Annotated in this window: 24 protein-coding genes, 2 tRNA genes and 1 other RNA gene; 9 read left to right on the plus strand and 18 right to left on the minus strand. The window is 61.4% G+C overall.

Annotation, left to right across the window (positions count from 1 at the left end):
- Positions 1–43: 43 nt before the first annotated feature.
- The 5 genes from ACJ8IJ_RS19740 to ACJ8IJ_RS19760 all read right to left on the minus strand — a co-directional run bounded on the left by ACJ8IJ_RS19740 (position 44) and on the right by ACJ8IJ_RS19760 (position 4,839).
- Positions 44–697 (minus strand): tellurite resistance TerB family protein, encoded by a 654-nt coding sequence (locus ACJ8IJ_RS19740; RefSeq protein ID WP_099982672.1) that lies wholly within the window; start codon positions 695–697, stop codon positions 44–46.
- A gap of 157 nt (positions 698–854) precedes the next feature.
- Positions 855–1,433, minus strand: coding sequence for a TorD/DmsD family molecular chaperone (locus ACJ8IJ_RS19745; RefSeq protein WP_015377474.1), 579 nt, complete (start codon positions 1,431–1,433; stop codon positions 855–857).
- A gap of 42 nt (positions 1,434–1,475) precedes the next feature.
- A complete protein-coding gene (locus ACJ8IJ_RS19750; RefSeq protein ID WP_004928821.1) occupies positions 1,476–2,213 on the minus strand; it encodes a phosphatase in 738 nt (245 codons plus the stop codon).
- 90 nt (positions 2,214–2,303) lie between these two features.
- Complete coding sequence (gene ghrA / locus ACJ8IJ_RS19755) at positions 2,304–3,245, minus strand: glyoxylate/hydroxypyruvate reductase GhrA (RefSeq protein ID WP_442518473.1); 942 nt, start codon at positions 3,243–3,245, stop codon at positions 2,304–2,306.
- Between the two features lie 127 nt (positions 3,246–3,372).
- Positions 3,373–4,839 carry a peptide MFS transporter gene (locus ACJ8IJ_RS19760; RefSeq protein WP_075685762.1) on the minus strand — a complete coding sequence of 489 codons (1,467 nt, stop codon included), beginning with the start codon at positions 4,837–4,839 and terminating at the stop codon, positions 3,373–3,375.
- Between the two features lie 447 nt (positions 4,840–5,286).
- On the opposite strand from ACJ8IJ_RS19760, the gene ACJ8IJ_RS19765 reads away from it, so the two are divergent.
- From ACJ8IJ_RS19765 to ACJ8IJ_RS19775, 3 genes are all read left to right on the plus strand, one after another.
- Positions 5,287–5,376 (plus strand) — tRNA-Ser (locus ACJ8IJ_RS19765).
- A gap of 374 nt (positions 5,377–5,750) precedes the next feature.
- A tRNA-Ser gene (locus ACJ8IJ_RS19770) sits at positions 5,751–5,840 on the plus strand.
- Between the two features lie 47 nt (positions 5,841–5,887).
- Positions 5,888–6,007, plus strand: a non-coding RNA gene (locus ACJ8IJ_RS19775) — RtT sRNA.
- 55 nt (positions 6,008–6,062) lie between these two features.
- Here ACJ8IJ_RS19775 and ACJ8IJ_RS19780 read toward each other — a convergent pair.
- Entirely contained in the window at positions 6,063–6,419 is a 357-nt protein-coding gene (locus ACJ8IJ_RS19780) for a helix-turn-helix domain-containing protein (protein ID WP_004928813.1), read from the minus strand.
- Positions 6,420–6,714: 295 nt separating this feature from the next.
- Between ACJ8IJ_RS19780 and sdeA the strand changes: the two genes are divergently transcribed.
- Both sdeA and sdeB read left to right on the plus strand, forming a co-directional pair.
- Entirely contained in the window at positions 6,715–7,902 is a 1,188-nt protein-coding gene (sdeA, locus tag ACJ8IJ_RS19785; RefSeq protein WP_442518474.1) for a multidrug efflux RND transporter periplasmic adaptor subunit SdeA, read from the plus strand.
- Between the two features lie 24 nt (positions 7,903–7,926).
- On the plus strand, positions 7,927–11,070 hold the full coding sequence (gene sdeB, locus ACJ8IJ_RS19790; protein WP_049241717.1) for a multidrug efflux RND transporter permease subunit SdeB: 3,144 nt from the start codon (positions 7,927–7,929) through the stop codon (positions 11,068–11,070).
- Between the two features lie 65 nt (positions 11,071–11,135).
- On the opposite strand, the gene ACJ8IJ_RS19795 is transcribed toward sdeB, so the two are convergent.
- The 9 genes from ACJ8IJ_RS19795 to hinT all read right to left on the minus strand — a co-directional run bounded on the left by ACJ8IJ_RS19795 (position 11,136) and on the right by hinT (position 18,310).
- Positions 11,136–11,615, minus strand: a complete 480-nt coding sequence (locus tag ACJ8IJ_RS19795) for an RrF2 family transcriptional regulator (RefSeq protein WP_015377469.1) — start codon at positions 11,613–11,615, stop codon at positions 11,136–11,138.
- 264 nt (positions 11,616–11,879) lie between these two features.
- Entirely contained in the window at positions 11,880–12,416 is a 537-nt protein-coding gene (locus ACJ8IJ_RS19800) for a glycine zipper 2TM domain-containing protein (protein WP_004928798.1), read from the minus strand.
- 356 nt (positions 12,417–12,772) lie between these two features.
- Positions 12,773–14,077: an NAD(P)/FAD-dependent oxidoreductase gene (locus tag ACJ8IJ_RS19805; protein ID WP_004928794.1), complete on the minus strand. Its 1,305-nt coding sequence runs from the start codon at positions 14,075–14,077 to the stop codon at positions 12,773–12,775.
- A 332-nt stretch (positions 14,078–14,409) separates the two neighbouring features.
- Entirely contained in the window at positions 14,410–14,952 is a 543-nt protein-coding gene (gene ycfP, locus ACJ8IJ_RS19810) for an alpha/beta hydrolase YcfP (RefSeq protein ID WP_015377468.1), read from the minus strand.
- A 79-nt stretch (positions 14,953–15,031) separates the two neighbouring features.
- Entirely contained in the window at positions 15,032–16,051 is a 1,020-nt protein-coding gene (gene nagZ / locus ACJ8IJ_RS19815) for a beta-N-acetylhexosaminidase (RefSeq protein WP_021504926.1), read from the minus strand.
- 49 nt (positions 16,052–16,100) lie between these two features.
- Positions 16,101–16,955, minus strand: coding sequence for a thiamine kinase (gene thiK, locus ACJ8IJ_RS19820; RefSeq protein WP_265261614.1), 855 nt, complete (start codon positions 16,953–16,955; stop codon positions 16,101–16,103).
- The gene (gene lpoB / locus ACJ8IJ_RS19825) at positions 16,936–17,526 is read right to left on the minus strand and encodes a penicillin-binding protein activator LpoB (protein ID WP_004928784.1); all 591 of its coding nucleotides are present in this window, start codon (positions 17,524–17,526) and stop codon (positions 16,936–16,938) included. The genes thiK and lpoB overlap by 20 nt, the downstream gene beginning before the upstream one ends.
- A 26-nt stretch (positions 17,527–17,552) precedes the next feature.
- A complete protein-coding gene (locus ACJ8IJ_RS19830) occupies positions 17,553–17,948 on the minus strand; it encodes a YcfL family protein (RefSeq protein ID WP_004928779.1) in 396 nt (131 codons plus the stop codon).
- An 11-nt stretch (positions 17,949–17,959) separates the two neighbouring features.
- Entirely contained in the window at positions 17,960–18,310 is a 351-nt protein-coding gene (hinT, locus tag ACJ8IJ_RS19835; protein ID WP_004928776.1) for a purine nucleoside phosphoramidase, read from the minus strand.
- A 221-nt stretch (positions 18,311–18,531) separates the two neighbouring features.
- Between hinT and ACJ8IJ_RS19840 the strand changes: the two genes are divergently transcribed.
- On the plus strand, positions 18,532–19,437 hold the full coding sequence (locus ACJ8IJ_RS19840) for a transporter substrate-binding domain-containing protein (RefSeq protein WP_442518475.1): 906 nt from the start codon (positions 18,532–18,534) through the stop codon (positions 19,435–19,437).
- Here ACJ8IJ_RS19840 and ACJ8IJ_RS19845 read toward each other — a convergent pair.
- Positions 19,434–19,811, minus strand: a complete 378-nt coding sequence (locus ACJ8IJ_RS19845) for a winged helix-turn-helix transcriptional regulator (protein ID WP_074469396.1) — start codon at positions 19,809–19,811, stop codon at positions 19,434–19,436. The two genes, ACJ8IJ_RS19840 and ACJ8IJ_RS19845, sit on opposite strands and share 4 nt — an antisense overlap.
- A gap of 99 nt (positions 19,812–19,910) precedes the next feature.
- Here ACJ8IJ_RS19845 and ACJ8IJ_RS19850 point away from each other — a divergent pair, with 99 nt between their 5' ends.
- Complete coding sequence (locus ACJ8IJ_RS19850; RefSeq protein WP_154870749.1) at positions 19,911–20,660, plus strand: SDR family oxidoreductase; 750 nt, start codon at positions 19,911–19,913, stop codon at positions 20,658–20,660.
- A 30-nt stretch (positions 20,661–20,690) separates the two neighbouring features.
- Here the strand turns inward: ACJ8IJ_RS19850 and ACJ8IJ_RS19855 are convergent, their stop codons facing one another.
- Positions 20,691–21,995, minus strand: a complete 1,305-nt coding sequence (locus tag ACJ8IJ_RS19855; protein WP_015377461.1) for an Nramp family divalent metal transporter — start codon at positions 21,993–21,995, stop codon at positions 20,691–20,693.
- Between the two features lie 230 nt (positions 21,996–22,225).
- Between ACJ8IJ_RS19855 and mntR the strand changes: the two genes are divergently transcribed.
- Together mntR and ACJ8IJ_RS19865 are read left to right on the plus strand one after the other, a co-directional pair.
- Complete coding sequence (gene mntR / locus ACJ8IJ_RS19860; protein ID WP_048322909.1) at positions 22,226–22,696, plus strand: manganese-binding transcriptional regulator MntR; 471 nt, start codon at positions 22,226–22,228, stop codon at positions 22,694–22,696.
- A gap of 14 nt (positions 22,697–22,710) precedes the next feature.
- Positions 22,711–23,076 carry a DUF4180 domain-containing protein gene (locus ACJ8IJ_RS19865; RefSeq protein WP_440484078.1) on the plus strand — a complete coding sequence of 122 codons (366 nt, stop codon included), beginning with the start codon at positions 22,711–22,713 and terminating at the stop codon, positions 23,074–23,076.
- A 56-nt stretch (positions 23,077–23,132) separates the two neighbouring features.
- Here ACJ8IJ_RS19865 and ptsG read toward each other — a convergent pair whose 3' ends face one another.
- Positions 23,133–24,566, minus strand: coding sequence for a PTS glucose transporter subunit IIBC (gene ptsG / locus ACJ8IJ_RS19870; protein WP_015377458.1), 1,434 nt, complete (start codon positions 24,564–24,566; stop codon positions 23,133–23,135).
- Positions 24,567–24,674: the final 108 nt, after the last annotated feature.

Consider the following 24,674-nt stretch of genomic DNA (forward strand, 5'->3'; position numbering starts at 1 on the left):
TGCGGCAAGAGTGACACGATTCCCCCCGGCTTGCCAAGCGGCGCTATGCCAGCTCGCGCTTTTTCTCGTTGACGTCGCTCTCGATGCCCTGCTTGACGTCCGCTGGGATCTTCAGCGCCTGCGCCAGCGCATCGAGGTAGCCGCGCTCCATAAAGTGATCGACGTCGATCACCAGACAGCTCAGGTAGTAAACCTCCAGCGCCTCGTCTTCGTTTTGCACGCTGCGGGCGATCAATTCCGGGTTGAGCGGCTGATCGAGCGCTTCCTGCACCCAGGCCTGCGCCTCTTCCCCCACCTGCAGCTGCGACAGGCTGTGATCGATGGCGCGCTGCTCGTCGGCATCGATATGGCCGTCGCTCTTGGCGGCGAACACCAACGCCTGCACCAAACGCTTGGCGCGCAGATCCACCGGCGTGGTTTGCAAACCGAACTGCGGTTCGTCCTGATGGGTCTCTTTCACCCGCTGCTTATACTTGTTCCACAGCACCGCGCCCACCGCCGCGCTGCCGCCGATAATCAGCGCATTCTTGCCGAACTTGCCCACCAGCTTGCGCGAGGATTTGTTGGCCAACAGCACGCCGACCAAACCGCCCAGCGCCGTGGGCGCCAGCAGCTTGCCGATGCCTTCCGCCCCGCCCATCGCGCCGGCCTTCTGCCCGATCAACGTTTGAATCTGCTGCATCCAGTTACTTTTCATCATCTACCCCTTGCGTGAAAAAGCGCGGCGCGCAGGCGCGGCCGAACCGACGGTAAACCGCCAGATTAGGGGATCTTTTGTCAATTTACGTCTGGGGGATGCAAACCTGTGTTTAGCGGATCGGCGGGCCGGGCGGCCCGCCTGGATGGCTGCGGCGTTACGCGTCTTCGTCGCCCGCTTCGTCGTCCTGCTCGTACTCCGCCAGCTCGTCGCGCATCGCCTGGATGGCGTCGCGGGTCATCAGCGCCAGCGTGCGGTAGAAACCGGTGGTGGCGTGCGCTTCCACTTTGCCGAGGAAGCGGCCGCACCACGGCAGCAGAAACTCGTCGAACAGCGCGATCTGCGCCTGCGCTTCATCTTCCTGCGACTGATCCTCCAGCCAGGAAGCGGCCAGCAGCAGCTGGCCGAAATGGTCGGCCGGCGCCTCCGCCAGCGGCATGCCGCGCTGCTGCAGGAAGGTGCGCACTTCCGCTTCGCTGGCGCCTTCGACGTAGTCGGAGCGGAACGGCGACACGCTGCATTCGCTGCCGACGAACATCGCGTTAAAGTCGGTCGCCAGCTGGTTGACATCGCAGCCCTGCTGCAGGCGCTTCAGCAGGTCATCCTGCTCCAGCGGCCAGTGCTGCTGCAGCTTGCCCTCTTTGATCAGCGCGAACAGCGGCACCAGCAGCGGATCCTGCGGCTGGCGGTAGAACAGCGTACCCAGCACACGGCAGACAATGGAAAACTCATTCATGATAAGGCCTTATACAATACGGAAAATTTTGCCGGGACGATGTCACAAATCGGCCAATTCCGCAATCGCCGGCTTGCCGCGCCGCTCGAGAAAATCCAGCAACCGGCGCGGGCTGACGTTGAGAATGCGCTCCTGCGGGAAGCCCACCTCTTCGATGATGCGCTCGCAGTGCTCGAAATTACCCAGTGAAAAAGCGACGTGCGAATCCGAACCCAGCGCCAGCCAGCCGCCGGCGTCGCGCACCGCGGCGGCGATCGCCCGGCAATTGGCCTCGCTACCCTTGCGGGAGTGGGTGAACGACGAGTTATTCAGCTCCAGCGCCACCTCGTATTTGGCCGCCGCCGCCGCGACGGCGGGAATATCGATCGGGTAACGCGGGTTGCCGGGGTGGCTGATGATATGCACGTCTCCCTGAGCCATCGCGGCGATCATCGCTTCAGTATTGGACGCTTTATCCTGCGGCGCAAACACCGGCTCATGGAAACCGGCGATGATCACGTCGGTGGCCGTCAGCATCGGGCCGGTGCAGTCGATATCGCCCTGCAGGTTTTTGATGTTGGCTTCGATACCGCGCAAAATGCCCACGCCGTTCACCCGGCGCGGCCACACGTGCATGTTCATGAAGTGCCAGTAGTGCGGCGCATCGGCCATGTCCGGGCCGTGATCGGTGATGGCGAACAGCTTGATGCCCTTCTGCTGGGCTTCGGCGATGTAATCGTGCAGCGTGCTGTAAGCGTGGGTGCTGGCGACGGTGTGCATATGCAAATCAACGGGGTACATTGTTTCTCCTTCCAGAGGGCCCGCCCGCAAAGGTACGGACAGGCGCGATGACGATAACAGCTTATCAGTTACCGAACGGCGGCTGAAGGCTCAGTAACCCCGTTGCCTATCGACCACGCCGGCCGGGGCATGCCCCCCCTCCAGCGCGCGGATGTTGGCGGCGATCTGATCCATCGCCTGCTGCGGCAACGTGATGGCAGCAATATGCGGGGTAATGGTGACACGCGGATGACGCCAGAACGGGTGATCCTGCGGCAGCGGCTCGCGGGCGAACACGTCCAGCGTGGCGGCGGCCAGCTGCCCCTGCTCCAGCGCCGCCAGCAGATCGGCCTCCACCAAATGCGCGCCGCGCGCGATGTTGATGAGGTAAGCGCCCGGCCGCAGTTGCGCGAACAGCTCGCGGTTGAGAATGCCGACGGTCTCCGGCGTATTGGGCAGCAGGTTGATCAACAGTTTTACGCCGTCGAGAAAGGCGTCGCGCTGCGCCTCTCCGGCGAAGCTTTGCACGCCGTCGATCTGTTTGGCGCTGCGGCTCCAGCAGCGCACGCTGAAGCCAAACTCGGTCAGCTTACGCGCCACGCTCTGCCCCAGCACGCCGGCGCCGAGGATGCCGATAGTGAAATCATCCAGCGAGTGCGGATCGAGCGGTTGCCATTCCTGCCGCTGCTGCAACGCCTGATACTCGTCGAAACGGCGGAAATAGCGCAGCACATAGCTCAGCGCATATTCCTGCATCTGCTGCGCCATGCCGGTATCCTCCAGCCGCAGCAGCGGCACGCCGGCGGGCAGTGTGCCGGGGTGTTTGCGCTCCTGATCGAGAATGGCGTCGACGCCGGCGCCGAGGGCGAACACCGCTTTCAGATCGCGGCGGTTGGCTAACATTTCGTGCGGCGGGCGCCATACCAGCGCGTAATCCGCCGGCCGCTCGTCGCCGCGCTGCCATTCGCGGATCTCGGCCTGCGGCAGGCGTTGCTTGATGCCGATCAGCCATTCCTGGGCGTTAAACAAGGGGTGGTAATAAATGATGTTCATACTGCGGGCTCCGGTTTGTTTTTATTGGTTTTCCTTCAGCCTTCCGCGATTCGCCGCCGGATGCAAGCGTTAAAGCCCAAAATAAAAACAGCCCCGACCAGTGGGGCTGTTGTACATGTTCGCAAAATCAGGCGGCAGACGCGCCGTCGCGCCGGATAAGACGCCGCAACAGCGGAATTAAAATCAGCATCGCCACGCCGACGCCCGTCGCCCCCCAGCCCAGTGCGCTGAAGATTTCGCTGTAGCCGGGATTGGTTTGCAGCGGCGTGCTGCCGCTGTTTTCCGGCATCAGGCCGGAGACGTAGCCCGCCAGCACCGAGGCGACGCCGGTCACCATCATCCAGCAGCCCATCATCACGCCCTGATAGCGCGGCGGCGCCAGCTTGCCGATCATCGCGTAACCGATCGGCGAGATCATCAATTCACCGACGCTTTGCAGCACATAGCTGATGACGATCCATTTAAACGCCACCAGCCCGTCGCCGCCGGCCATGCTGATGCCCAGCGGCAGCACCAGCATGCCGAGCCCGATGCAGAACAGCGATCCGGAGAACTGCAGCGGAATGTCGATGTTGCAACCGCGGGCGCGCAGGCGATTGAACCACCAGGCCAGCAGCGGGCCGCCCACCACGATCACCAGCGTGTTGATATTCTGGATCCACTGCGGCGCCACCTGAATGCCGTAAACGTTCAGGTTGATGTTGTGCTCGGAGAACAGCATCAGCCCCATCGGCGCCAGCTGATACAGCGCCCAGAACACCAGCGACCCCAGCGCCAGGATCAGATAGGCCGCCATTCTGCGGCGCTCATCGCGCGGATGGTGGCGCAGCGTCACCACGCACAGCATCAGGAAGATCAGCGCACCGAGCACGATCACGAAATGGCCGCTGAACTCGGCGTGGGTCAGCATCACGCGGATAATCGGCACCAGCGCCACCAGCACCGCCAGCCCGACCAGCATGCGCCAACGGTATTGGCTGCGGCTGGCATCGTGCAGCGGCGTATTGAGATCCGCCAGAATCCGCCAGCGGCAGACGGCGACGATGATCGCCGCCGCATTGCCCAGCGTGGCGAACAGGAACAGCGCGCGATAGTTTTCCGTCAGTTGGAAATACCCGGCCACGGTAAAGCCAACGAAGAACCCGAGGTTCATGCCGGCGTAGTTCCACAGGAATGCCGATTCGCGCCGGTCATCATCCGGTTTGAAACGCTGGGTGAGCATCATATTAATGCAGGTCACGTTAAGGCCGCTGCCGGTCAGGAACATCGCCAGCCCCCAGTACAGCCCCCACACGCCCGCGACGGCAATCAGCGCGCAGCCGATCACCTGCAATACCATGCCGAGCACGAACAGGTTGCGGTTGCTGAGGAAACGGCCGCCGAGGTAGCCGCCGAACATATGCAGACCATAGTTGAAGGCGCCGAACACGCCCATCATGGCGTTGGCGCTGCTTTCGTTGAAGCCCAATCGCTTGGTGGCGTACAGCACCAGCGTGGAGTAAAGCACGGCGAAGCCCAGCGTGGCGAAGATCTGGATGAAGAACAGCGCCCCCGCACCGGGAGGAATGGCATGGCGCGCTTGCGGCGCCGGCATGGCATCTGAAGGAGTCAAAACGAACCTCTACTGCATTATTATGTAATGAGTCTGTCCCTGTCTGCGATATCGCCGGCCTGTCTCCCGGCAATCTGCGCGGCGCCGTGATGTTCCTTGCCAAAAACGCCGCGCCGACATGATTCCATTTAGCGACACATTTGACTAATAATCCAGTATTAATGCATATAACAGCAAATAGACCGATCTCATTGGCGATATATTGAGCTACCCGTACAGAAAAAGGTCAAACAATCATCTTTCACGCGTTTTGAACGCAGTCCGCCCTGCCCGCCGGTGGCCAAGAGTGGGAATATCGTTCGGTAAATCAGCAAATTGCTGCAAGTTTGGCTAAACAGTCATGAGAATGAAATAAGAGGGTTGACGCTGAGATCAGATTCTCCTACATTAGCGCCCGTCGACAGCGCAAAGCGTTTTCGACAACAAAACGGTGAGGTGTCTGAGTGGCTGAAGGAGCACGCCTGGAAAGTGTGTATACGCGAAAGTGTATCGAGGGTTCGAACCCCTCTCTCACCGCCAAATTCAAAGAGAAAGCCTGGATTCGCGTCCAGGCTTTTTTTTGCATGGCGCACCGCCGAGAGGGGCGAGAAGCCTCGACAGGGTTCGACAAAACGCCTGCGTTTTGGACCGCCAACGGCGGCCCGTAGGGTGAGCGCAGCGAATCAAGCCCACAGCCCGCGCCCGTAATTCCCATTTCCACCGGTTATCCACGAACCTTACTTCTGATTTTCCCACCTTTTCATGACTTCTGCCCTGCCGTTCGCCGCAGTTTTCAGCAAAGTGAACACGGCTTGAGCGGACGAACAAAAACACAGAAATTATTCTTGACCGGATCGGCCCCACTCCCTATAGTAGCGCCCCGTTGCAGCGATGATTTCGCAACAAAAAAATATGGTGAGGTGTCCGAGTGGCTGAAGGAGCACGCCTGGAAAGTGTGTATACGCGAAAGTGTATCGAGGGTTCGAATCCCTCCCTCACCGCCATATTCTAACGAGAAAGCCTGAACTCACGTTCAGGCTTTTTTGTATGCATAGCGCACCGACCGGGAGGGTGAGAATCATCGACAGGGTTCGACAAAACGCCTGCGTTTTGGACCGCCAATGGCGGCCCGCAGGGTGAGCGCAGCGAATCTATCCCTCTCTCACCGCCATACAAAAAAGCCCGAACGCAAATTCAGGCTTTTTTTCTCCCCACACCCCAACCGCTCAGTGGTGCGTGCGCCCCATTGACGCCGGCTGCGCCAGCGCGCGGCGCCAGTCGCCCGGCGTTTGGCCGAATTGGCGTTTGAAGCTGCGGTTGAACGACTGCTGTGAGTCGAAGCCGAGCGAGATCGCCACGCTGACGATAGGCTCGCCGCTGTTGGCCAGGCGCTCCGCCGACACTTTCAGTTTTTGCATGCGGATATACTCCCCCAGCGCGTAGCCGGTCTGGCGTTTGAACATGCGCTGCAGATGCCATTTGGAATAGCCCGCGCGGTCCGCCACGGTGTTGATATCCAGTTTCTCTTCCAGATTGTTGTCGATCCACGCCTTCAAATCGGTAATAAAGCCCGTAGTGTTCATGCAGATGCTCCCATCATTCGGCAGGGTCACCCTCTGCCCGATGCACATACGTTGCAACAGTTTCGCTTTAAATGCAATTTTTATTATTGCATTTATTGGAAAGCCGCCACTATACTCCACCCAATTAATGTAACCGATATTGATACATTAATGTGACACCAATGTGTTTCAAAACCTAACGTTGCGCCGCTGCACGGCGCAGCCGCCCCCTCACCGCACGCCGGTGCGGGGGCGAATCCCGGAGAACAGGGCCGGGTGTGGGGCCTGACCGCGCTTACTTATCGGAATAAAAATAATGGCAAATCAACCAAACTCATCGTTCAACGCCGGCGGCCGCACGCGCGCCGTCGCTCTGGGTCAGCGGCTCTCCGGGGTGGCGCTGCTGGCCGCCCTGCTCGCCGGGTGCGACAACAGCGTCGCGCACAACGCCCCGCCACCGCCGCCGGTGGTCAGCGCCGCCAGCGTAGTGGTCAAGCCGATCAGCCAGTGGGATGCCTTCAACGGCCGGGTCGAAGCGGTGCAAAGCGTGCAACTGCGCCCACGGGTCTCCGGCTACATCGAGCGGGTCAACTACACCGAAGGCGACGAGGTGAAAAAAGGCCAGGTGCTGTTCACTATCGACGATCGCACCTACCGCGCCGCGCGCGAACAGGCGCAGGCGGAGCTGGTGCGAGCGCGCAACCAGGCCGCCCTGGCGCGCAGCGAATCCTCGCGCACCGAGAAACTGATCGGCACTCAGGCCATCTCTCAGGAAGTATGGGAGCAGCGCCGGTCATCCGCCGCGCAGGCGCAAAGCAATGTGCTGGCGGCGCAGGCCCAGTTCGATATGGCGCAGCTGAATCTCGACTTTACCCGCGTTACCGCGCCGATTGACGGGCGCGCCAGCCGCGCGATGATCACCGCCGGCAACCTGGTCACCGCCGGCGACAGCGCCAGCGTGCTGACGACGCTGGTGTCGCTCGACAAGGTCTACGTCTATTTCGACGTGGATGAAGCCACCTTCCTGCGCTATCAGCAGCAAGGCCGGCACGATGCCCGCCTGCCGGTGAAAGTCGGCCTGGTAGGCGAAGACGGCACTCCGCATCAGGGGCTGGTGGACTTCACCGATAACCAACTGAACGCCGGGACCGGCACCATCCGCATGCGCGCCCTGCTCGACAACCGCGATCGCCGCTTCACGCCGGGGCTGTTCGCCCGGGTACAGATGCCCGGCAGCGCCGAGTTCAACGCCATGCTGATCGACGACAAAGCGGTGATGACCGACCAGAACCGCAAGTTCGTTTACATCGTCGATAAAGACGGCAAGGCGCAGCGCCGCGACATTGACGTGGGCCGCATGGCCGAAGGATTGCGCATCGTGCAGAAAGGGTTGGCAAACGGCGATCGGGTGATCGTCGACGGCATGCAGAAAGTGTTTATGCCGGGCATGCCGGTCGACGCGAAAGCCGTCGCCATGAATCCTATCGCCTCCACGCTTAACTAAGCTCCCAGCAGAGACTTCTGACCCATGGACTTTTCCCGCTTTTTCATCGACCGGCCGATCTTCGCCGCGGTGCTGTCGATACTGATTTTTGTCGCCGGGGTGATAGCCATCCCGCTGCTGCCGATCAGCGAGTACCCGGACGTGGTGCCGCCCAGCGTGCAGGTGCGTGCAGAATACCCGGGCGCCAACCCGAAAGAGATCGCTGAAACGGTGGCCACGCCGCTGGAGGAAGCGATCAACGGCGTCGAAAACATGATGTACATGAAATCGGTCGCCGGTTCCGACGGCGTGCTGGTGACCACCGTCACCTTCCGCCCGGGCACCGATCCCGATCAGGCGCAGGTGCAGGTGCAAAACCGCGTGGCACAGGCCGAAGCGCGCCTGCCGGAAGACGTGCGCCGCCAGGGCATCACCACCCAGAAACAGTCTCCGGCGCTGACGCTGGTGGTGCATCTGGTATCGCCTTCCGGCAAGTACGACTCGCTGTACCTGCGCAACTACGCCACCCTGAAGGTCAAGGATGAGCTGGCCCGCCTGCCGGGCGTCGGCCAGGTGCAGATCTTCGGCGCCGGCGAATATGCGATGCGCATCTGGCTCGATCCGAACAAGGTCGCCGCGCGCGGGCTGACCGCCTCCGACGTGGTGAGCGCCATGCAGGAGCAGAACGTGCAGGTTTCCGCCGGCCAGCTTGGCGCGGAACCGATGCCGACGCGCAGCGACTATCTGCTGTCGATCAACGCCCAGGGCCGCCTGCAAACCGAAGAAGAGTTCGGCAACATCATTCTCAAGAGCGGTGATAACGGCGAGATCGTGCGGCTGCGCGACGTGGCGCGCATCGAAATGGGCTCCGGCAGCTACGCGCTGCGCGCCCAGCTCAATAACAAGGATGCGGTCGGCATCGGCATCTTCCAGTCGCCGGGCGCCAACGCCATCGAGCTGTCGGACGCGGTGCGCGGCAAGATGGCCGAGCTGGCGACCCGCTTCCCGGACGGCATGAGCTGGAAGTCGCCATACGATCCGACGGTGTTCGTGCGCGACTCGATCCGCGCGGTGGTAGATACCCTGCTGGAAGCGGTGATCCTGGTGGTGCTGGTGGTCATTCTGTTCCTGCAGACCTGGCGCGCCTCGATCATTCCGCTGCTGGCGGTGCCGATCTCCGTGGTCGGCACCTTCGCCGCGCTGTATCTGCTCGGCTTCTCGCTCAACACCCTCAGCCTGTTCGGGCTAGTGCTGGCGATCGGCATCGTGGTGGATGACGCCATCGTGGTGGTGGAGAACGTCGAGCGCAACATCGAAGAGGGGCTGTCGCCGCTGGCGGCGGCGCACCAGGCGATGCGCGAGGTCTCCGGCCCGATCATCGCCATCGCCGTGGTGCTGTGTGCGGTGTTCGTGCCGATGGCGTTCCTTTCCGGCGTCACCGGCCAGTTCTACAAGCAGTTCGCCGTCACCATCGCCATCTCGACGGTGATCTCCGCCATCAACTCGCTGACCCTGTCGCCGGCGCTGGCGGCGCGCTTGCTGAAACCGCACGGCGCGCCGAAAGACCTGCCGTCGCGCCTGATCGACCGGCTGTTCGGCTGGCTGTTCCGGCCGTTCAACCGCTTCTTCGCCAGCGGCTCGCAGCGTTATCAGCACGGGGTATCCCGCGTGCTGGGCCGACGCGGCGCGGTGTTCGTCGTCTACCTGCTGCTGCTGGCCGCCGCCGGCGTGATGTTCAAGACCGTGCCCGGCGGGTTTATCCCGACGCAGGACAAGCTATACCTGATCGGCGGCGTGAAGATGCCGGAAGGCGCCTCGCTGGAGCGCACCGATGCGGTGATCCGCAAGATGAGCGCCATCGGCCTGAGCGTGGACGGCGTCACCGATGCGGTGGCCTTCCCCGGCCTGAACGCGCTGCAGTTCACCAATACGCCGAATACCGGCACGGTGTTCTTCGCGCTGGAGTCATTGAGCACCCGTACCCGCACCGCGGCGCAGATCAACGCCGAGATCAACGCGCGCATTTCACAGATCCAGGAAGGCTTCGCCTTCTCGATCATGCCGCCGCCGATCCTCGGCATCGGCCAGGGCTCCGGCTATTCACTGTACGTGCAGGATCGCGGCGGGCTGGGTTACGGCGCGCTGCAGACGGCGATCAACACCCTGTCCGGCGCCATTATGCAAACGCCGGGAATGGGGTTCCCGATCTCCTCTTATCAGGCCAACGTGCCGCAGCTGGACGCCAAAATCGATCGCGACAAGGCCAAGGCCCAGGGGGTGCCGCTCAATGCGCTGTTCAGCACGCTGCAGACCTACCTCGGTTCGTCTTACATCAACGACTTTAACCGTTACGGCCGCACCTGGAAGGTGATGGCGCAGGCCGACGGCCAGTTCCGCGACAGCGTGGAAGACATCGCCAACCTGCGTACCCGCAACGACAAAGGCGAAATGGTGCCGATCGGCAGTATGGTCAGCATCGGCACCACCTACGGCCCGGATCCGGTGATCCGTTACAACGGTTTCCCGGCAGCGGATCTGATCGGCGACGCCGATCCGCGCGTGCTCTCCTCTACCCAGGCGATGGGCGCGCTGACGCAAATGGCCGGCAAGCTGTTGCCGAACGGCATGAACATCCAGTGGACCGATCTGAGTTACCAGCAATCGACCCAGGGTAACGCCGCGCTGGTGGTGTTCCCGGTGGCGGTACTGCTGGCGTTCCTCGCGCTGGCGGCGCTGTACGAAAGCTGGACGCTGCCGCTGGCGGTGATCCTGATCGTGCCGATGACCATGCTGTCGGCGCTGTTCGGCGTGTGGCTGACCGGCGGCGACAACAACGTGTTCGTTCAGGTCGGGCTGGTCGTTCTGATGGGGCTAGCCTGCAAGAACGCCATTCTGATCGTCGAGTTCGCCCGCGAACTGGAAATGCAGGGCAAAGGCATCGTCGAAGCGGCGCTGGAGGCCTGCCGCCTGCGGCTGCGGCCGATCGTGATGACCTCCATCGCCTTCATCGCCGGCACCATCCCGCTGATCCTTGGCCATGGCGCCGGCGCCGAAGTGCGCGGCGTCACCGGCATCACGGTGTTCTCCGGCATGCTGGGTGTCACCCTGTTCGGGCTGTTCCTGACGCCGGTGTTCTACGTCACCTTGCGGCGCCTGGTGGCGCGCAAAGCGCAGCCGCAGACGGCGTAATCATCATCCTGAAATGCAAAAAGGTCGGGCAATGCCCGACCTTTCTTTATGCATCATAACCGCGATTATTTACCGGCGGCTTCAGCCTCTTGCTCGGCGGCGTATTCCGCGCAGGCGCGCTTGTCGCCCCGCTCCAGCTCGGCCAACGAGTCGGCCACGGTGTGGCGCGCCAGCACCGCGAGCGAAGCCTGCTCGGCCTCGTTCACCACCGACTTGAAATACCAGCAGGCGTTGGCGCTCACCAGGCAACGAGCCGGCACTTCAGGGCGGGAAGCCCAGATGCGCTTGTCGTCGATCACCGCCAGATAGATGTCCCGCAGGGTGATCTCTTCCGCCGGGCGGCCGAGGTGGATAGAGCCGTTTCGGCCCAGGGTGGAAACAATGATGCCGTCTTTGGTCAGCGGCACCATCAGTTTGCGGATAAAGCTGGGGTTGGCTTCCAGAGCGGCGGCGAGGGTGGCGCTCGTCGAACGCATGCCCTGCTTCTCAGCTACGGCGACGCTAAGGACCATTTGCAACGCTGTCGGAAAGCGAAAATCTAACATGTCGTTATCTCTGCGAGACGAAATACTCGGGTTTGGCCGGTGTGGCGATTGGCGCCGATAACACCGCTTAATTGCACAATAATATAACAAACGCAGGGGCTTTTTTGAAGTTTCGCCCAGCGATATCGCACGCAGACATTAGAACGATCGCAAACTTTTGGGCAGGCAGAAAACAGAAACCCGCGTCAATGTTAACGCCGCTCGCTTAACCGGGTTAAACGATCAGAACTAACACTGCCCGCGGGTTTAATTCGAATGTGGCGATCAGGCTCTGTTCAGCACCAGCTGGCCGTTTTTATCCAACGGGATTTGCGTGCCCGGATCGTGATCCATGCGGATCTTGCCCTGCTGATTGCCGATCTTGTAGGTCACGTCATAGCCCAGCATTTTCTGGGACTTGTCGTAGACCGTTTTGCAACGCTGCTGAACGCTGGTGGTGACGTCGTTGTTCTGCATCGCCCCTTGCACCTGGTTGCCGGCGTAGCCACCGCCCAGCGCGCCGACCACGGTCGCCACGTCGCGCCCGCGACCGCCGCCGAACTGGTGGCCAATCACGCCGCCCGCCACTGCGCCCAGCACAGAGCCGGCGATGCGGTTTTCATCCTGCACCGGTGCGCGGTGCGTGACGGTGACGTTGCGGCATTCCTGACGCGGCGTTTTGATGGTTTCTTTAATCGGTGTGGCGGCGAGCACCTGCGCATATTGCGGACCGGCAGAAAAGACGTCCAGGCTGGCTACCGCAGCAATCCCCAGAGCGGCAGCGATACCAATTCCAACACCGGCTAACATTGACTTGTTCACAGGAAACCTCCTGAAAGTGTTACCACGCATTTTTTCCGGGGTCTGTTACCGGCTGGCACCGCGCTTATTATTTTGCGCATGGGCGGCTGGCGGTATCCCGGTTTACGGCGTGCGCGACGCGCCGTCTGTAAACGAGGTAAAGTCTGCACAATGATCTGAAGGCCCGCAATAAGACAAGGGGACCAAAAATGCGGGAAAACGGCCGTTTTCCCGTTGTTTAGGAGGAATCTTAAGAATTTTACCCATGCCAACGACGGCTTATGCAGAAGAATCAAGCAACCGCCGCCGATCGCCTCGCGCCGCCATAAAAAAACCCGCGCGGGCGAACCGGCGCGGGTTGGTCGACAAAGGCGGGATCAGTGCATCTTCAGACGCGGACGGATCACCCGGTTAATGCCGCCCACCAGCATCATCAGGCCGGTTTTGATGTAGCCATGCAACGCGACCTGATGCATGCGGTACAGCGAGATGTAGACGAAGCGTGCGATGCGCCCTTCCACCATCATCGAACCGCGCATCAGGTTGCCCATCAGGCTGCCGACGGTGCTGAAGCGCGACAGCGACACCAGCGAGCCGTGATCTTTATACACGTAAGGCTTCAGCGTCTGGCCGTTCATCAGCGCCAGAATATTGGTGGCGCAACGCGAGGCCATCTGGTGCGCCGACTGCGCGCGCGGCGGCACGAAACCGCCGCCCTCTTTCGGACAGGAAGCGCAGTCGCCGATGGCGAAGATGTTCGGATCGCGCGTGGTCTGCAGCGTCGGCTCCACCACCAGCTGGTTGATGCGGTTGGTTTCCAGGCCGCCGATGTCCTTCATAAAGTCCGGCGCCTTGATGCCGGCCGCCCACACCATCAGATCGGCGTCGATGAATTCGCCGCCCTTGGTGTTCAGGCCTTTGGCGTCCGCGCTGGTCACCATGGTGTTGGTCAGCACGCGCACGCCCAGTTTGATCAGCTCCTGGTGCGCGGCGGCGGAAATGCGCGGCGGCAGCGCCGGCAGGATGCGCTCGCCGGCTTCCACCAGCGTCACGTTGAGCGCGCTGTTGTCCAGGCCTTCAAAGCCGTAGCTGTGCAACTGCTTCACCGCGTTGTGCAGTTCGGCGGACAGTTCAACGCCGGTGGCGCCGCCGCCGACGATAGCGATGTTGACCCGCTCTTTTTGCCCCGGCTGCGCCGAGAACTTCAGGAACAGGTTGAGCATTTCGTTGTGGAAACGACGTGCCTGATGGGGGTTATCCAGGAAGATGCAGTGCTCTTTCACGCCTGGCGTACCGAAATCGTTCGAGGTGCTGCCCAACGCCATCACCAGAATGTCGTACGGCAATTCGCGCGCCGGCACCAGTTCGCCGCCCTGCTCGTCGCAGATCTGCGCCAGCTGCAGCGTTTGCGTCTCACGGTTGATGTTGGTCAGCGACCCCAGCTGGAAGCTGAAATGGTGATTGCGCGCGTGCGCCAGGTAGCTGAGCGCATCTACGCCGTCATCGAGGGAACCGGTCGCCACTTCGTGCAACAGCGGTTTCCACAAATGGCTGTGGTTGCGATCCACCAACGTGATCTCGGCTTTGTTCTTGCGGCCAAGTTTATGGCCCAGGCTGGTCGCCAGCTCCAGACCACCGGCGCCGCCGCCAACAATAACGATTTTCTTCTTTGGCGTTGTCAAAATAACCCCCTAAATGTGAACCATTTGTTATCCCAGGGTAAATAAATAATATCCTTAGAATACATAGGGTTCGCTTAAAATAAATCGGCTCTCTGCAGCCAGAATAGCATGTGAGGTTATTTGGTCATACCAAAATTGACGTACATCAAATTTTTTTGGTTAAAGGCTGGACGCGGGGATTTTTTGGGGATTGTGATTCAAATAGTTAGCGCTGAGTCACAGTTTTAAATTTTGCCGATTGCCACACGGAATCTTGCTTTGACGTACAAAAAAGCCGCACTTTCCGCCGGTGAAAAACGGGGCGCGCGGCTCGCGGCAGCGTTATGAAACTGTTAACCCAGCGCCTTGAACGCCTTGAGCCGCTGCAGATGCGGAGAGATGTTTTTGAATTTGTGCGTCTGCTGTTCATCCCACACGATCTCGTAGTAGTGATGCAGCAATTCGGCGCTGCGCCGGTTATCCAGCACCTCGTCGTGGCGCGACAGCACCACCAGACAGCGATCGCGGTTTTTCTCGCGGAAATCCTCCACGCACTTGGTGGCGATATCACGATACTCTTCCGGCCGATCTATCTTGCCGTGCATGTGCTCTTCCGGGTACAGGTTGGGATTGAACATCGCCTGGCGAATGCCGCACAGGAAGCCGATGCGCTCCGCCCAGAATCCGCCGAGGCCAACCCCGCAGATCAACGGGTGCGCATCGCCGCCCTGCTGCACCGCCTTGTCCACCTCTTTCAACAGATGCTGCATGTCGTGACGCGGATGCAGCGTGCTGTAGCTGATAAAGCGCACGTCCGGATCGATAAACTGCAGCTGTAATACCTTTTCATGATTGCCGGGACTGGTGGAATCGAAGCCGTGCAAATAGATAATCATGTGGATCCTCGCAACAAGCCAAGGGCCGCGGGCGCGGCCCTCATCATTTCCGCTCTGCGCCGCGATGCGGCACCTGGATTCACCCTTGCGAACGCTGCTTGTGCTCCTCCCAACGCTCGCTCAACGCGCTGAGCGCCTTGTGCGCCTGCTGCCAGCGCTCGGAGTCGCGCAGTTCCTGACGGGTGAACTGACCGCGATGATATAACCGCTTCACCTTCTCTGCTTTGACCGGGGACAGGTTATCCAACACGCTGACCGCACCGGCGCGGTTGTTGCACACCAGGATCATGTCGCATCCGGCATCCAGCGCCGCCTGGCCGCGCTCGGCGTAGCTGCCCATGATGGCGGCGCCTTCCATCGACAGATCGTCGGAGAAGATCACGCCGTCGAAGCCCAGCTCCTGACGCAGGATCTGCTGCAGCCAGTAAGGCGAGCCGCTGGCCGGACGCGGGTCCGCTTCAGTATAGATGACGTGGGCCGGCATGACGGCGTCCAGCAGCTGACGATTGATCAGCTCGCGGAAGATCGCCATGTCGTGCTCGCGGATCTGCGCCAGCGGCCGCGGATCGCGCGGGGTTTCCTTGTGCGAATCGGCGCTGACGGCGCCGTGCCCCGGGAAGTGTTTGCCGGTGGTTTTCATGCCGGCGCTGTGCATGCCGAGGATGAAGCGCTCCGCCATCGCCAGCGCCTGCGGCGGATCGCTGTGGAACGAACGCTCGCCGATCGCCGCGCTGCCGTGACCGATGTCCAGCACCGGCGCGAAGCTGATGTCGATATCCTGCGCGATCATCTCCGCCGCCATCAGCCAGCCGGCCTCCTGCGCCAGACGGCCGCCTTCCTGCGCATCGTGCAACGCGGCGAACGACTGCGCCGCCGGCAAACGGGTGAAACCCTCGCGGAAGCGCTGCACGCGCCCGCCCTCTTGGTCTACCGCCACCACCAGCCGATCGTGCGAGGCGGCGCGGATCTGGCGCACCAGCTCACGCAGTTGCTCCGCATCGTGGAAGTTACGGGTAAACAGGATCAATCCGCCAACCAGCGGGTGTTTCAAAATCTCGCGTTCTTCTGCATCCAGCTCGTAGCCGGCGACATCTAGCATTACTGGGCCCACGGGCACCTCACTTCATTTTGTTCGTTCAGAATTCAGATTATGATAAACAGAATCGCCGGCGCACCGCAGCGCCCCAGCGCAAAAATTCAACGTCACCGCTCTGCTGCCAGCGCACTTCAAACCACAGCAGCATCAGATAATCCACCCACGGCAGCCAACGGCGCACCTGCGCCTGCAACCGGGCGACGTCGCGATAGCCCTGATACGCGTAGTGCTGCAAAAAGCGCTGCTGCTGTTCGCCCGACCAGCCGTTGCTGCGAAACAGCGCGGCGATATCCAGCGCTATGTCGCCGTCGGCGGCATACTCCCAGTCGATCAGCCGCAGCTCTTCGCCGGTGGTGAGCAGATTGCCCGGATGGATATCCATGTGCAGCGGTGCCAGCTTCAACGGTGACGGCGGCTCGCTTTGCAAAAAGTGATGCTGCCAGCGCAGCCAAAGAGGGGTTAAACGCCGCCTGTCCAACAGCTGCCAGTAACGAATGAACTGCCGCCGCAGATCCAGCCGGTAACCGCTGAGCGGCCGCCGATGCAGCGTCGCCACCATCACCGCCAGCTCGCCGCGCTGATTCAGCGCGTCAAATTCGGTATTTGTGACGACGTCACCTTCAAGCCATTCGAGGATAAGCCACTGATTATTCTGTGCGAAAACCCGTGGCCCCAGCCCCGGCGCACAGCGACGCAGAACCTGCGCTTCCCGCCGCCTGCTCACGCCCAGCGCGCGTTTCTCCGCGCTATGTTGCCGCGCCAGCAGCGTGACGCCCGAGCCGTCGATGCGCCAGCTCTCGCCGGTCAGCCCCTGCACCGGGCTGAAATGACAACCGGCGGTATTCACCGCCGGCAGTCTGGTTTCCATCAATCGTCGCAGCGCGGCCTCAGCGTTTAACGGCGCCATTGCCCGACCAGACGATCTCGCCGGTTTGCACCAGCATCAGCTGCATATCCAGCGCCGGTGACTTCACGTCGCCGCTGACGTCGCTGTACAGCACGTACTGCGCGCCGACGATGCGCGCCAGGCCAATCGCCTTACTGCGCGAGCCGAAGCTGTCATCCGCCGACAGGCCCAGCGTTTGTCGGGCGCTGGTCAGCTTCGCTTCCGGCACCACACTGAAAGTGGAGTTCGACGCCAACGCCTTATACAGTGCCGCAGTGGCTTTGCCCATCTGCAGCGAGCCGTTGGTGTTGTTCTTGACGCTGTCCAGCAGCAGCACGCTGCCGGCCGTGACGCCATCGGCCTTCAACATCTGCCCCACCAGCGGTTGAACGCTGCCCAGCCAGTCGAGCTGCTGGATTTTCGGCGGCTGCGGCACCGGCTCGGTAGTTGGCGGCTGCGGCTGCTCCACCGGCGGCGTTGGCTGATCCGGCTCGACGGTGACCGGCGGCAACGGTTGTTCCGGCTCAGGCGGGCGCGACAGGCAGCCGCTCAGGGTAAATGCGGCCAGCGCCACTAAGACGTACTTTTTCATGCTTTTTCTCCAAACCTGGCAAGCGCTTACAGGTACAGATACAGACGCGCGCTTTTAGCGTCCAGATTGCCGTTAATCGAGTAGATTTTGGCGTCCGAGTCGGGCGCCACCACGATCTCACGCGGTTTCTCGAAGGGGCGAATATCCAGCCCCTGCGCGTCGTACCAATAGAAACGGTAATGTACGGTGACCGGCGTCAGCTGACTGTTATTGAGCACCGAGGTTGCCATCACCCGCCCGGAAGCGTTCGAAATCGAGGGCGTATCGGCCAGAATACCGGCGGTCAGCACCGAGGGATCCATCACCACCGTCTGCCCTTGGTTGACCGCGATGCCGGGCGGTGAGCTGCATCCCATCAACAACGCGGCGGGCAGCGCCAACGCCAACGCCATCAGACCACGCAGAGTTTTTTTACCGCGCATGATTTCCTCGCTTAACGTGACAGCAGCGGCCCCAGCGAGCGGCCACCGACCAGGTGCATATGAATATGATAGACCTCCTGACCGGCGTGGCGGTTGCAGTTGACGATCAGGCGGTAGCCGTCCTCGGCGATGCCTTCCTGTTCGGCGATTTTCGCCGCAGCGGTGATCATGCGGCCCAGCGCGGCTTCGTGCTCCACGGTCACGTCGTTGACGGTTGGGATCAGCACGTTGGGAACGATCAGCACATGGGTGGGCGCCTGGGGGGAGATGTCACGGAAAGCGGTCACCAGTTCATCCTGGTAAACCACATCAGCAGGGATTTCGCGGCGGATAATTTTACTGAAAATCGTTTCTTCGGCCATCTGGCGTTCCTTGTTTTACACAATTAGCTGTACGCAGTATGAGTGACAAATTCTACTGCTTTCAACCTGATTGCGCACTTTCCACGTCGAGTGCTGCAGATTCGCGCAGCCCGGCCCCCCGCTTGTGCATCTTTTCACTTTGGTTATTCACTATTGTTGCTTTACTTGCCCCGCGCCGCCGCCAATAGTAACTCCATGATTAACAAAGGATAGAGGGCGTTATGTTACCGAGAATTTCGGCGCTGTGCGCGCTGTTGCTGAGCGCCGCCGTGCAGGCGGCCACGACGGGCGGTATCGACCTGCAGGCTAACCGACAGCCGATACACGCAGAGAAGAATCCCGCCGCTATCGCGCTGATCCCGGCGAACTTTCACTTCGCAGTGCCAGGCAAGCTGACGGTGGCGGTGGCATTCGAGAACTCCCCGCCGCTGGCGCTGTTCGCCGAAGACAATAAAACGCTGATCGGCAGCGATCCGGACATCGCCCGCCTGGTGGCCGATAGCCTCGGACTGGAGCTGAATCTGGTGCCCACCTCCTGGGAAGATTGGCCGCTGGGCATCAGCACGGGCAAATACGATGCGGCAATCTTCAACATCGCCGTCACCAAACAGCGTAAAACCAAATTCGACTTCGCCACCTACCGGGTGGATACGCTGGGCTTTTACGTCAAATCCACCAGCCACATCACCACGATCAACCGGCCGCAGGACGTCGCCGGTCTGCGGATCATCGTCGGATCCGGCACCAATCAGGAAAACATTCTGCTGGGATGGGATAAGCAAAATCGCGCCGCCGGGCTGCCGCCGGTACAGCCGATCTACGTGACCGACGACGCTGCCACCAACCTGAGCATTCAGTCCGGGCGCGCCGATGCGTTCTTCGGCCCCCACTCCACCGGCGCCTACAAGGCGGCGCTGACCGGCAAAACCAAAATGGTCGGCATCGGCCCCAACGTGGCCTATGTCGCGGTCACCACCAAAAAAGGCAACGGGCTGGTGAACGCCGTCAACGCCGCGATCAATGGCGCGATCGTCAGCGGCGAATATGCGCAGGTGCTGGAACGCTGGGGCGAAGGCGACGAAAAGGTCGAGCGTTCCACCATCAACCCGCCGGGCATCGGCGACTAGCCGCCGATCAGCTGCGGCGCATGCCGACGCATCCACTCGGCCAGCGAGTCCAGCGTTGGCCGCAGCGATTTGCCCAGCGCGGTGACCTGATACTCCACCCGCGGCGGCACTTCGGGAAACACCTGCCGCGTCACCAGGCCGCGCTGTTCGAACAGCCGCAGCTGGCGCGTCAGCTCTTTCTGCGCAATGGGCGCCACCGCCCGCTGCAGCTCGCTGAATCGCACCGGGCCGTCGATCATGATCAGCCGGTACAATATCGGTATCGCCCATTTACCCGACACCAGATTGACGAAGTCCACCATCGGGCAGGGTTCGCCCGCCGTCGGCAACGCCGCCAAATTATTTTCCGCCGCTAAGGGCGCTTGCGCCGTCATTTCATCCCACCTCGTCTATTAGTATCCAAAAGGTGCCTACTATGCAAAAGGAACTATAGCGCAAATAATGCCGCAACTGACGCTAAAGAGGAATCGGTTATGTCACGACTGCAAGGCAAATACGCATTGATTACCGGCGGCACCAGCGGCATCGGGCTGGAAACCGCCCGCCAGTTCATCGCCGAGGGCGCTTTGGTTGCGATCACCGGCCGCAGCCAACGCGCCCTGGACGCGGCGGGCCAGGCATTGGCGGACAAGGCGCTGTTGCTGCTGAGCGACGCCGGCGATATCCCACAGCAGCGCGCGCTGGCGCAGCAGTTGGAGCAGCGGTGGCCGCGGCTGGACGTGCTGTACATCAACGCCGGCGACGTCACGCATCGCCCGCTGCAGGAGTGGGATGAGCAAAGCTATCAGCGGCTGATGGACATCAACCTGAAGGGGCCGTTCTTTCTGATCCAGGCGCTGCTGCCGCTGCTGGCCAACCCTTCTTCGGTGATCCTGTGCGGTTCGGTCAGCGCCCATATCGGCCTGCCGCAGAGCAGCGCCTACGCCGCCAGCAAAGCCGGTTTGTTATCGCTGGCCAGAACGCTCTCCGGCGAGCTGCACACGCGCGGCATTCGCGTCAACGGCCTCAGCCCCGGACCGACCGAAACCCCGGCATTGGGTAAACTGGGGTTGGCGGAAGCGGACGAGCGGGCCTTGCGCGACGATATCCGCGCGCTGGTGCCGATCGGCCGCATGGGCAGCGCGCTGGAGCTGGCCAAAGCGGCGGTGTTTCTGGCGGCGGACGAGTCGGCCTTTATGGTCGGCGCCGAGCTGCAAATGGACGGCGGCGTGGGGAATTTATAATTTAGCGACGCGGCCGCGCGCCCCGCAAGATCACCCCAGTCCAGGGATATCGACGCCGAAAGTCTGCAGCAGCAACACCACGTTGAGCAGCACGATCACCACCGTGCCGACCACCGCCGCCAGACTGGTCCAGCGGCCGTTGGCGAACTCGCCCATGATGTCGCGGCGGCGGGTGAACATCACCAGCGCGATCATCGGCGCCGGCAGCGCCAGGCTCAGCACCACCTGGCTATAGACCAGCGCATCGGTGGCGTTGACGCCCATCGCCACCACGATAAACGCCGGCACCATGGTCACCAGGCGGCGCACCCACACCGGGATGCGGAAGCCGACAAAGCCCTGCATGATCATTTGCCCGGCCATGGTGCCCACCACCGAGCTGGAAATGCCGGAGGCGATCAGCGAAGCCAGGAAGATGCCGGCCGCCGCCGCGCCGAACAGTGGCGTCAGCGTATGGTAGGCAGTGCCGATTTCGGCCACGTCGCTGTTACCGGCGTGGAAGGCGCTCGAGGCCATGATCACCATCGCAATATTCACCAGCCCGGCAAGCGCCAGCGCGATCACCACTTCAATATTGGAAAAACGCAGCAGCTTGCGCCGCTCGCCGTTGTCGCTGGCGGGGCTGCGGTGCTGAGTCAATCCCGAGTGCAGGAAAATGGCGTGCGGCATCACGGTGGCGCCGATAATGCCGACGGCGATGGTCAGCGCCTGGGCATCCGGCAACTGCGGCGTCACCATGCCGAGGCCGGCCGCCTGCCAGTCCACCGGCACGATGAACATCTCCACCAGGTAGCACAGCGCGATGATGCCCACCAGGCCGCCAATCATCAGCTCGACCGGGCGGAAACCTTTCTTTTCCACCATCAACAGCGCATAGGTGATCACCGCCGTCACCCCCATCCCCGCCAGCAGCGGCATGTGGAACAGCAGCGCCAGCGCGATCGCCCCGCCGAGAAACTCCGCCAGATCGGTGGCCATCGCCGCCACTTCGCTGAGCAGCCACATGCCGATCACCACCGGCCGTGAAAACTGGTCGCGGCACATTTCCGCCAGATTGCGGTTGGTGACGATGCCCAGTTTGGCCGACAGCGCCTGGAACAGCATAGCGATCAGGTTGGCCATCACCACCACCCACAGCAGGCTGTAGCCGTATTTCGCCCCGGCCTGAATGTTGGTGGCGAAATTACCGGGATCCATATAGGCGATAGAGGCAATCACCGCCGGACCGGCGAACAGCAACGGCGTGAAGGCGCCGCGCTTGCGTCCGGCAAGGGCGGCGCCAATCGCGATGTTGGTTCGTTCGGTTAACGATGAGGGGGTTGCCGCGTCACGCATGAATTGCCCTTAATCTTTTGCTGGTTATTTTTCCACCGATCATGCTGACAATGTAGCATCGGCTACACTTTATGCAACAGGCGAAATTCATTGGCTTTGTGTAGAGATATTTCTAACTACCACAATGCGTGGCATCGAATTGATAATGTGTGCTATTTGGACTAACTTAGGGCAACCCTCCCCGCATTGCCGGGAGACGCCATTTTTATGCTTACAGGACGCCCCACGCTATGGTTACCCGCGCGCCAGATAACGCCGACCGCTCCGCCCTGACCGACATGCCGGACGAGGCCGAGCACGCCCTGCGTTTTAGCCGCGCCCGCGAAGCGCAGTCCAATGCGCTGATCGAAGATTACGTTGAGCTGATCGCCGATTTGCTGCAAAGCACCCGCGAAGCCAGAACCACCGATATCGCGCGCCGCTTCGGCGTGTCTCACCCGACGGCGATCAAAAATATCGCGCGGCTCAAAAGCGCCGGGCTGGTGGAATCGCGCCCTTATCGCGGGGTGTTTTTAACCGAGGAAGGCGAACAGCTGGCGCAGAAGGTGCGCCGCCGTCACCGCATCGTGGTCGATCTGCTGATGTGCCTCGGGGTGCCGAGCGAAACCGCCGAGCTGGACAGCGAAGGGATTGAACACCATATCTCGGACGAAACGCTGGCGGTGTTCGAGCATTACCTGCAAAAACATGCTAAACCCTGACTCCCGGAGCACCGATGAGCTACGCCGTGCAGCAAATCCATGATCTGCGCCTGGTGGTATTCGCCGAAGCCGGGCCGATGTTGAAAGACGAAAACGACGTCAGCCTGTTTATCGCGCCCGCCTTTGAACACGAGGCCGGGATGATTGCCCTCCCCGTCAGCCGCCTCGACGCCGCCTTCTTCCAGCTGAGGAGCGGCGTGGCCGGCACCGTATTGCAGAAATTCATCAACTACCGCCTGCGTGTGGCGCTGCTGGGCGATATCACTCCCTGGCTGGCACAAAGCAACGCGCTGCAAGACTTCGTGCGCGAAGCCAATCGCGGCGAACAGGTCTGGTTCCTCCCTTCTCTCGCCGAGCTCGAACAGCGCCTTGGCGCCTGACGGCAGGCAATAAAAAAGGGAGGCTTTCGCCTCCCTTTGCAACTCCCCTGCCTGAATCAGTGATTACGGATGTATTCGTCCATATCGGTTTTCAGGTTGTCGGACTTGGTGCCGAAGATGGCCTGCACGCCGGAGCCAGCGACGACTACGCCGGCTGCGCCCAGTTTCTTCAGGCCCGCCTGGTCAACTTTGGACACGTCGGCCACGCTGACGCGCAGACGGGTGATGCAAGCATCCAGGTTAGTGATGTTTTCTTTGCCGCCGAAGGCCTGAACCAGCGCCGCGGACATTTCGGAACCGCCCTGCGCAGACTGCTCGGCAGCGGTGTCTTCACGGCCTGGCGTTTTCAGATCCAGCTTGGCGATCAGCACGCGGAAGATGGTGTAGTACACCAGACCGTAGACGATGCCGACGATTGGGAACAGCCAGATTTTGCTGCTGTTGCCGCTCAGTACGATAAAGTCGATCAGGCCGTGCGAGAAGCTGGTGCCGTCACGCATGCCCAACAGAATGCAGATTGGGAACGCCAGACCGGCCAGGATAGCGTGGATCACGTACAGGATCGGCGCGACGAACATGAAGGAGAACTCGATCGGCTCGGTAATACCGGTCAGGAACGAGGTCAGCGCGGCGGAGATCATGATGCCGCCGACTTTCGCGCGGTTTTCCGGCTTGGCCGAGTGCCAGATGGCGATGGCCGCAGCAGGCAGACCGTACATTTTGAACAGGAAGCCGCCGGACAGTTTGCCCGCGGTTGGGTCACCCGCCATGTAACGAGGGATGTCGCCGTGGAACACCTGGCCCGCCGCGTTGGTGAATTCACCAATCTGCATTTGGAACGGTACGTTCCAGATGTGGTGCAGACCGAACGGCACCAGAGCACGCTCAACCACGCCGTAAATGCCGAAGGCTACAACTGGGTTCTGGTAAGCCGCCCACTGCGAGAAGGTCTGGATAGCCGTACCGATCGGTGGCCAGATGAAGGACAGCACTACGCCCAGAACGATCGCCGCCAGACCGGAAATGATCGGCACGAAACGCTTACCGGCAAAGAAGCCCAGGTATTCCGGCAGTTGAATGCGGAAGAAGCGGTTGAACATATAGGCCGCGATGGCGCCGGAGATAATCCCCCCGAGCACGCCGGTATCCGCCAGGTGTTTGGCCGCAATCTCTTCAGCCGGCAGGTGCAGCACCAGCGGCGCAACCACCGCCATGGTTTTCACCATGATGCCATAAGCCACCACCGCCGCCAGCGCGGAAACGCCGTCGTTGTTGGTGAAGCCCAAGGCGACGCCGATGGCGAAAATCAGCGGCATGTTGGCGAAGACCGAACCGCCCGCTTCCGCCATCACGTGGGAGACTACCGCAGGTAGCCAGCTAAAGTTGGCGGAGCCGACGCCCAGCAGGATACCTGCGATAGGCAACACGGACACCGGCAGCATGAGCGATTTACCTACTTTTTGCAGGTTTGCAAATGCGTTCTTGAACATAGTTGAGTGTGCTCCTGAGTAATAATGCTTTGCTACTTCTTGTCGCGATACGTCGCGCTGCAAGGGGGGGAGAAAAACCCCTGCAATTCAGGGTGTCTGAGCACCCCT

The sequence above is a fragment of the Serratia sp. CY40230 genome (assembly GCF_052168835.1).
In the GTDB taxonomy this organism is placed as follows: Bacteria; Pseudomonadota; Gammaproteobacteria; order Enterobacterales; family Enterobacteriaceae; genus Serratia; species Serratia nematodiphila.

Coding starts and splice junctions, on each gene's coding strand:
- ACJ8IJ_RS19740 (WP_099982672.1), bottom strand. CDS start 697: ATGAAAAGTAACTGGATGCAGCAGATTCAAACGTTGATCGGGCAGAAG.
- ACJ8IJ_RS19745 (WP_015377474.1), bottom strand. CDS start 1,433: ATGAATGAGTTTTCCATTGTCTGCCGTGTGCTGGGTACGCTGTTCTAC.
- ACJ8IJ_RS19750 (WP_004928821.1), bottom strand. CDS start 2,213: ATGTACCCCGTTGATTTGCATATGCACACCGTCGCCAGCACCCACGCT.
- ghrA (WP_442518473.1), bottom strand. CDS start 3,245: ATGAACATCATTTATTACCACCCCTTGTTTAACGCCCAGGAATGGCTG.
- ACJ8IJ_RS19760 (WP_075685762.1), bottom strand. CDS start 4,839: ATGCCGGCGCCGCAAGCGCGCCATGCCATTCCTCCCGGTGCGGGGGCG.
- ACJ8IJ_RS19780 (WP_004928813.1), bottom strand. CDS start 6,419: ATGAACACTACGGGCTTTATTACCGATTTGAAGGCGTGGATCGACAAC.
- sdeA (WP_442518474.1), top strand. CDS start 6,715: ATGGCAAATCAACCAAACTCATCGTTCAACGCCGGCGGCCGCACGCGC.
- sdeB (WP_049241717.1), top strand. CDS start 7,927: ATGGACTTTTCCCGCTTTTTCATCGACCGGCCGATCTTCGCCGCGGTG.
- ACJ8IJ_RS19795 (WP_015377469.1), bottom strand. CDS start 11,615: ATGTTAGATTTTCGCTTTCCGACAGCGTTGCAAATGGTCCTTAGCGTC.
- ycfP (WP_015377468.1), bottom strand. CDS start 14,952: ATGATTATCTATTTGCACGGCTTCGATTCCACCAGTCCCGGCAATCAT.
- nagZ (WP_021504926.1), bottom strand. CDS start 16,051: ATGCTAGATGTCGCCGGCTACGAGCTGGATGCAGAAGAACGCGAGATT.
- thiK (WP_265261614.1), bottom strand. CDS start 16,955: ATGGCGCCGTTAAACGCTGAGGCCGCGCTGCGACGATTGATGGAAACC.
- lpoB (WP_004928784.1), bottom strand. CDS start 17,526: ATGAAAAAGTACGTCTTAGTGGCGCTGGCCGCATTTACCCTGAGCGGC.
- ACJ8IJ_RS19830 (WP_004928779.1), bottom strand. CDS start 17,948: ATGCGCGGTAAAAAAACTCTGCGTGGTCTGATGGCGTTGGCGTTGGCG.
- hinT (WP_004928776.1), bottom strand. CDS start 18,310: ATGGCCGAAGAAACGATTTTCAGTAAAATTATCCGCCGCGAAATCCCT.
- ACJ8IJ_RS19840 (WP_442518475.1), top strand. CDS start 18,532: ATGTTACCGAGAATTTCGGCGCTGTGCGCGCTGTTGCTGAGCGCCGCC.
- ACJ8IJ_RS19845 (WP_074469396.1), bottom strand. CDS start 19,811: ATGACGGCGCAAGCGCCCTTAGCGGCGGAAAATAATTTGGCGGCGTTG.
- ACJ8IJ_RS19850 (WP_154870749.1), top strand. CDS start 19,911: ATGTCACGACTGCAAGGCAAATACGCATTGATTACCGGCGGCACCAGC.
- ACJ8IJ_RS19855 (WP_015377461.1), bottom strand. CDS start 21,995: ATGCGTGACGCGGCAACCCCCTCATCGTTAACCGAACGAACCAACATC.
- mntR (WP_048322909.1), top strand. CDS start 22,226: ATGGTTACCCGCGCGCCAGATAACGCCGACCGCTCCGCCCTGACCGAC.
- ACJ8IJ_RS19865 (WP_440484078.1), top strand. CDS start 22,711: ATGAGCTACGCCGTGCAGCAAATCCATGATCTGCGCCTGGTGGTATTC.
- ptsG (WP_015377458.1), bottom strand. CDS start 24,566: ATGTTCAAGAACGCATTTGCAAACCTGCAAAAAGTAGGTAAATCGCTC.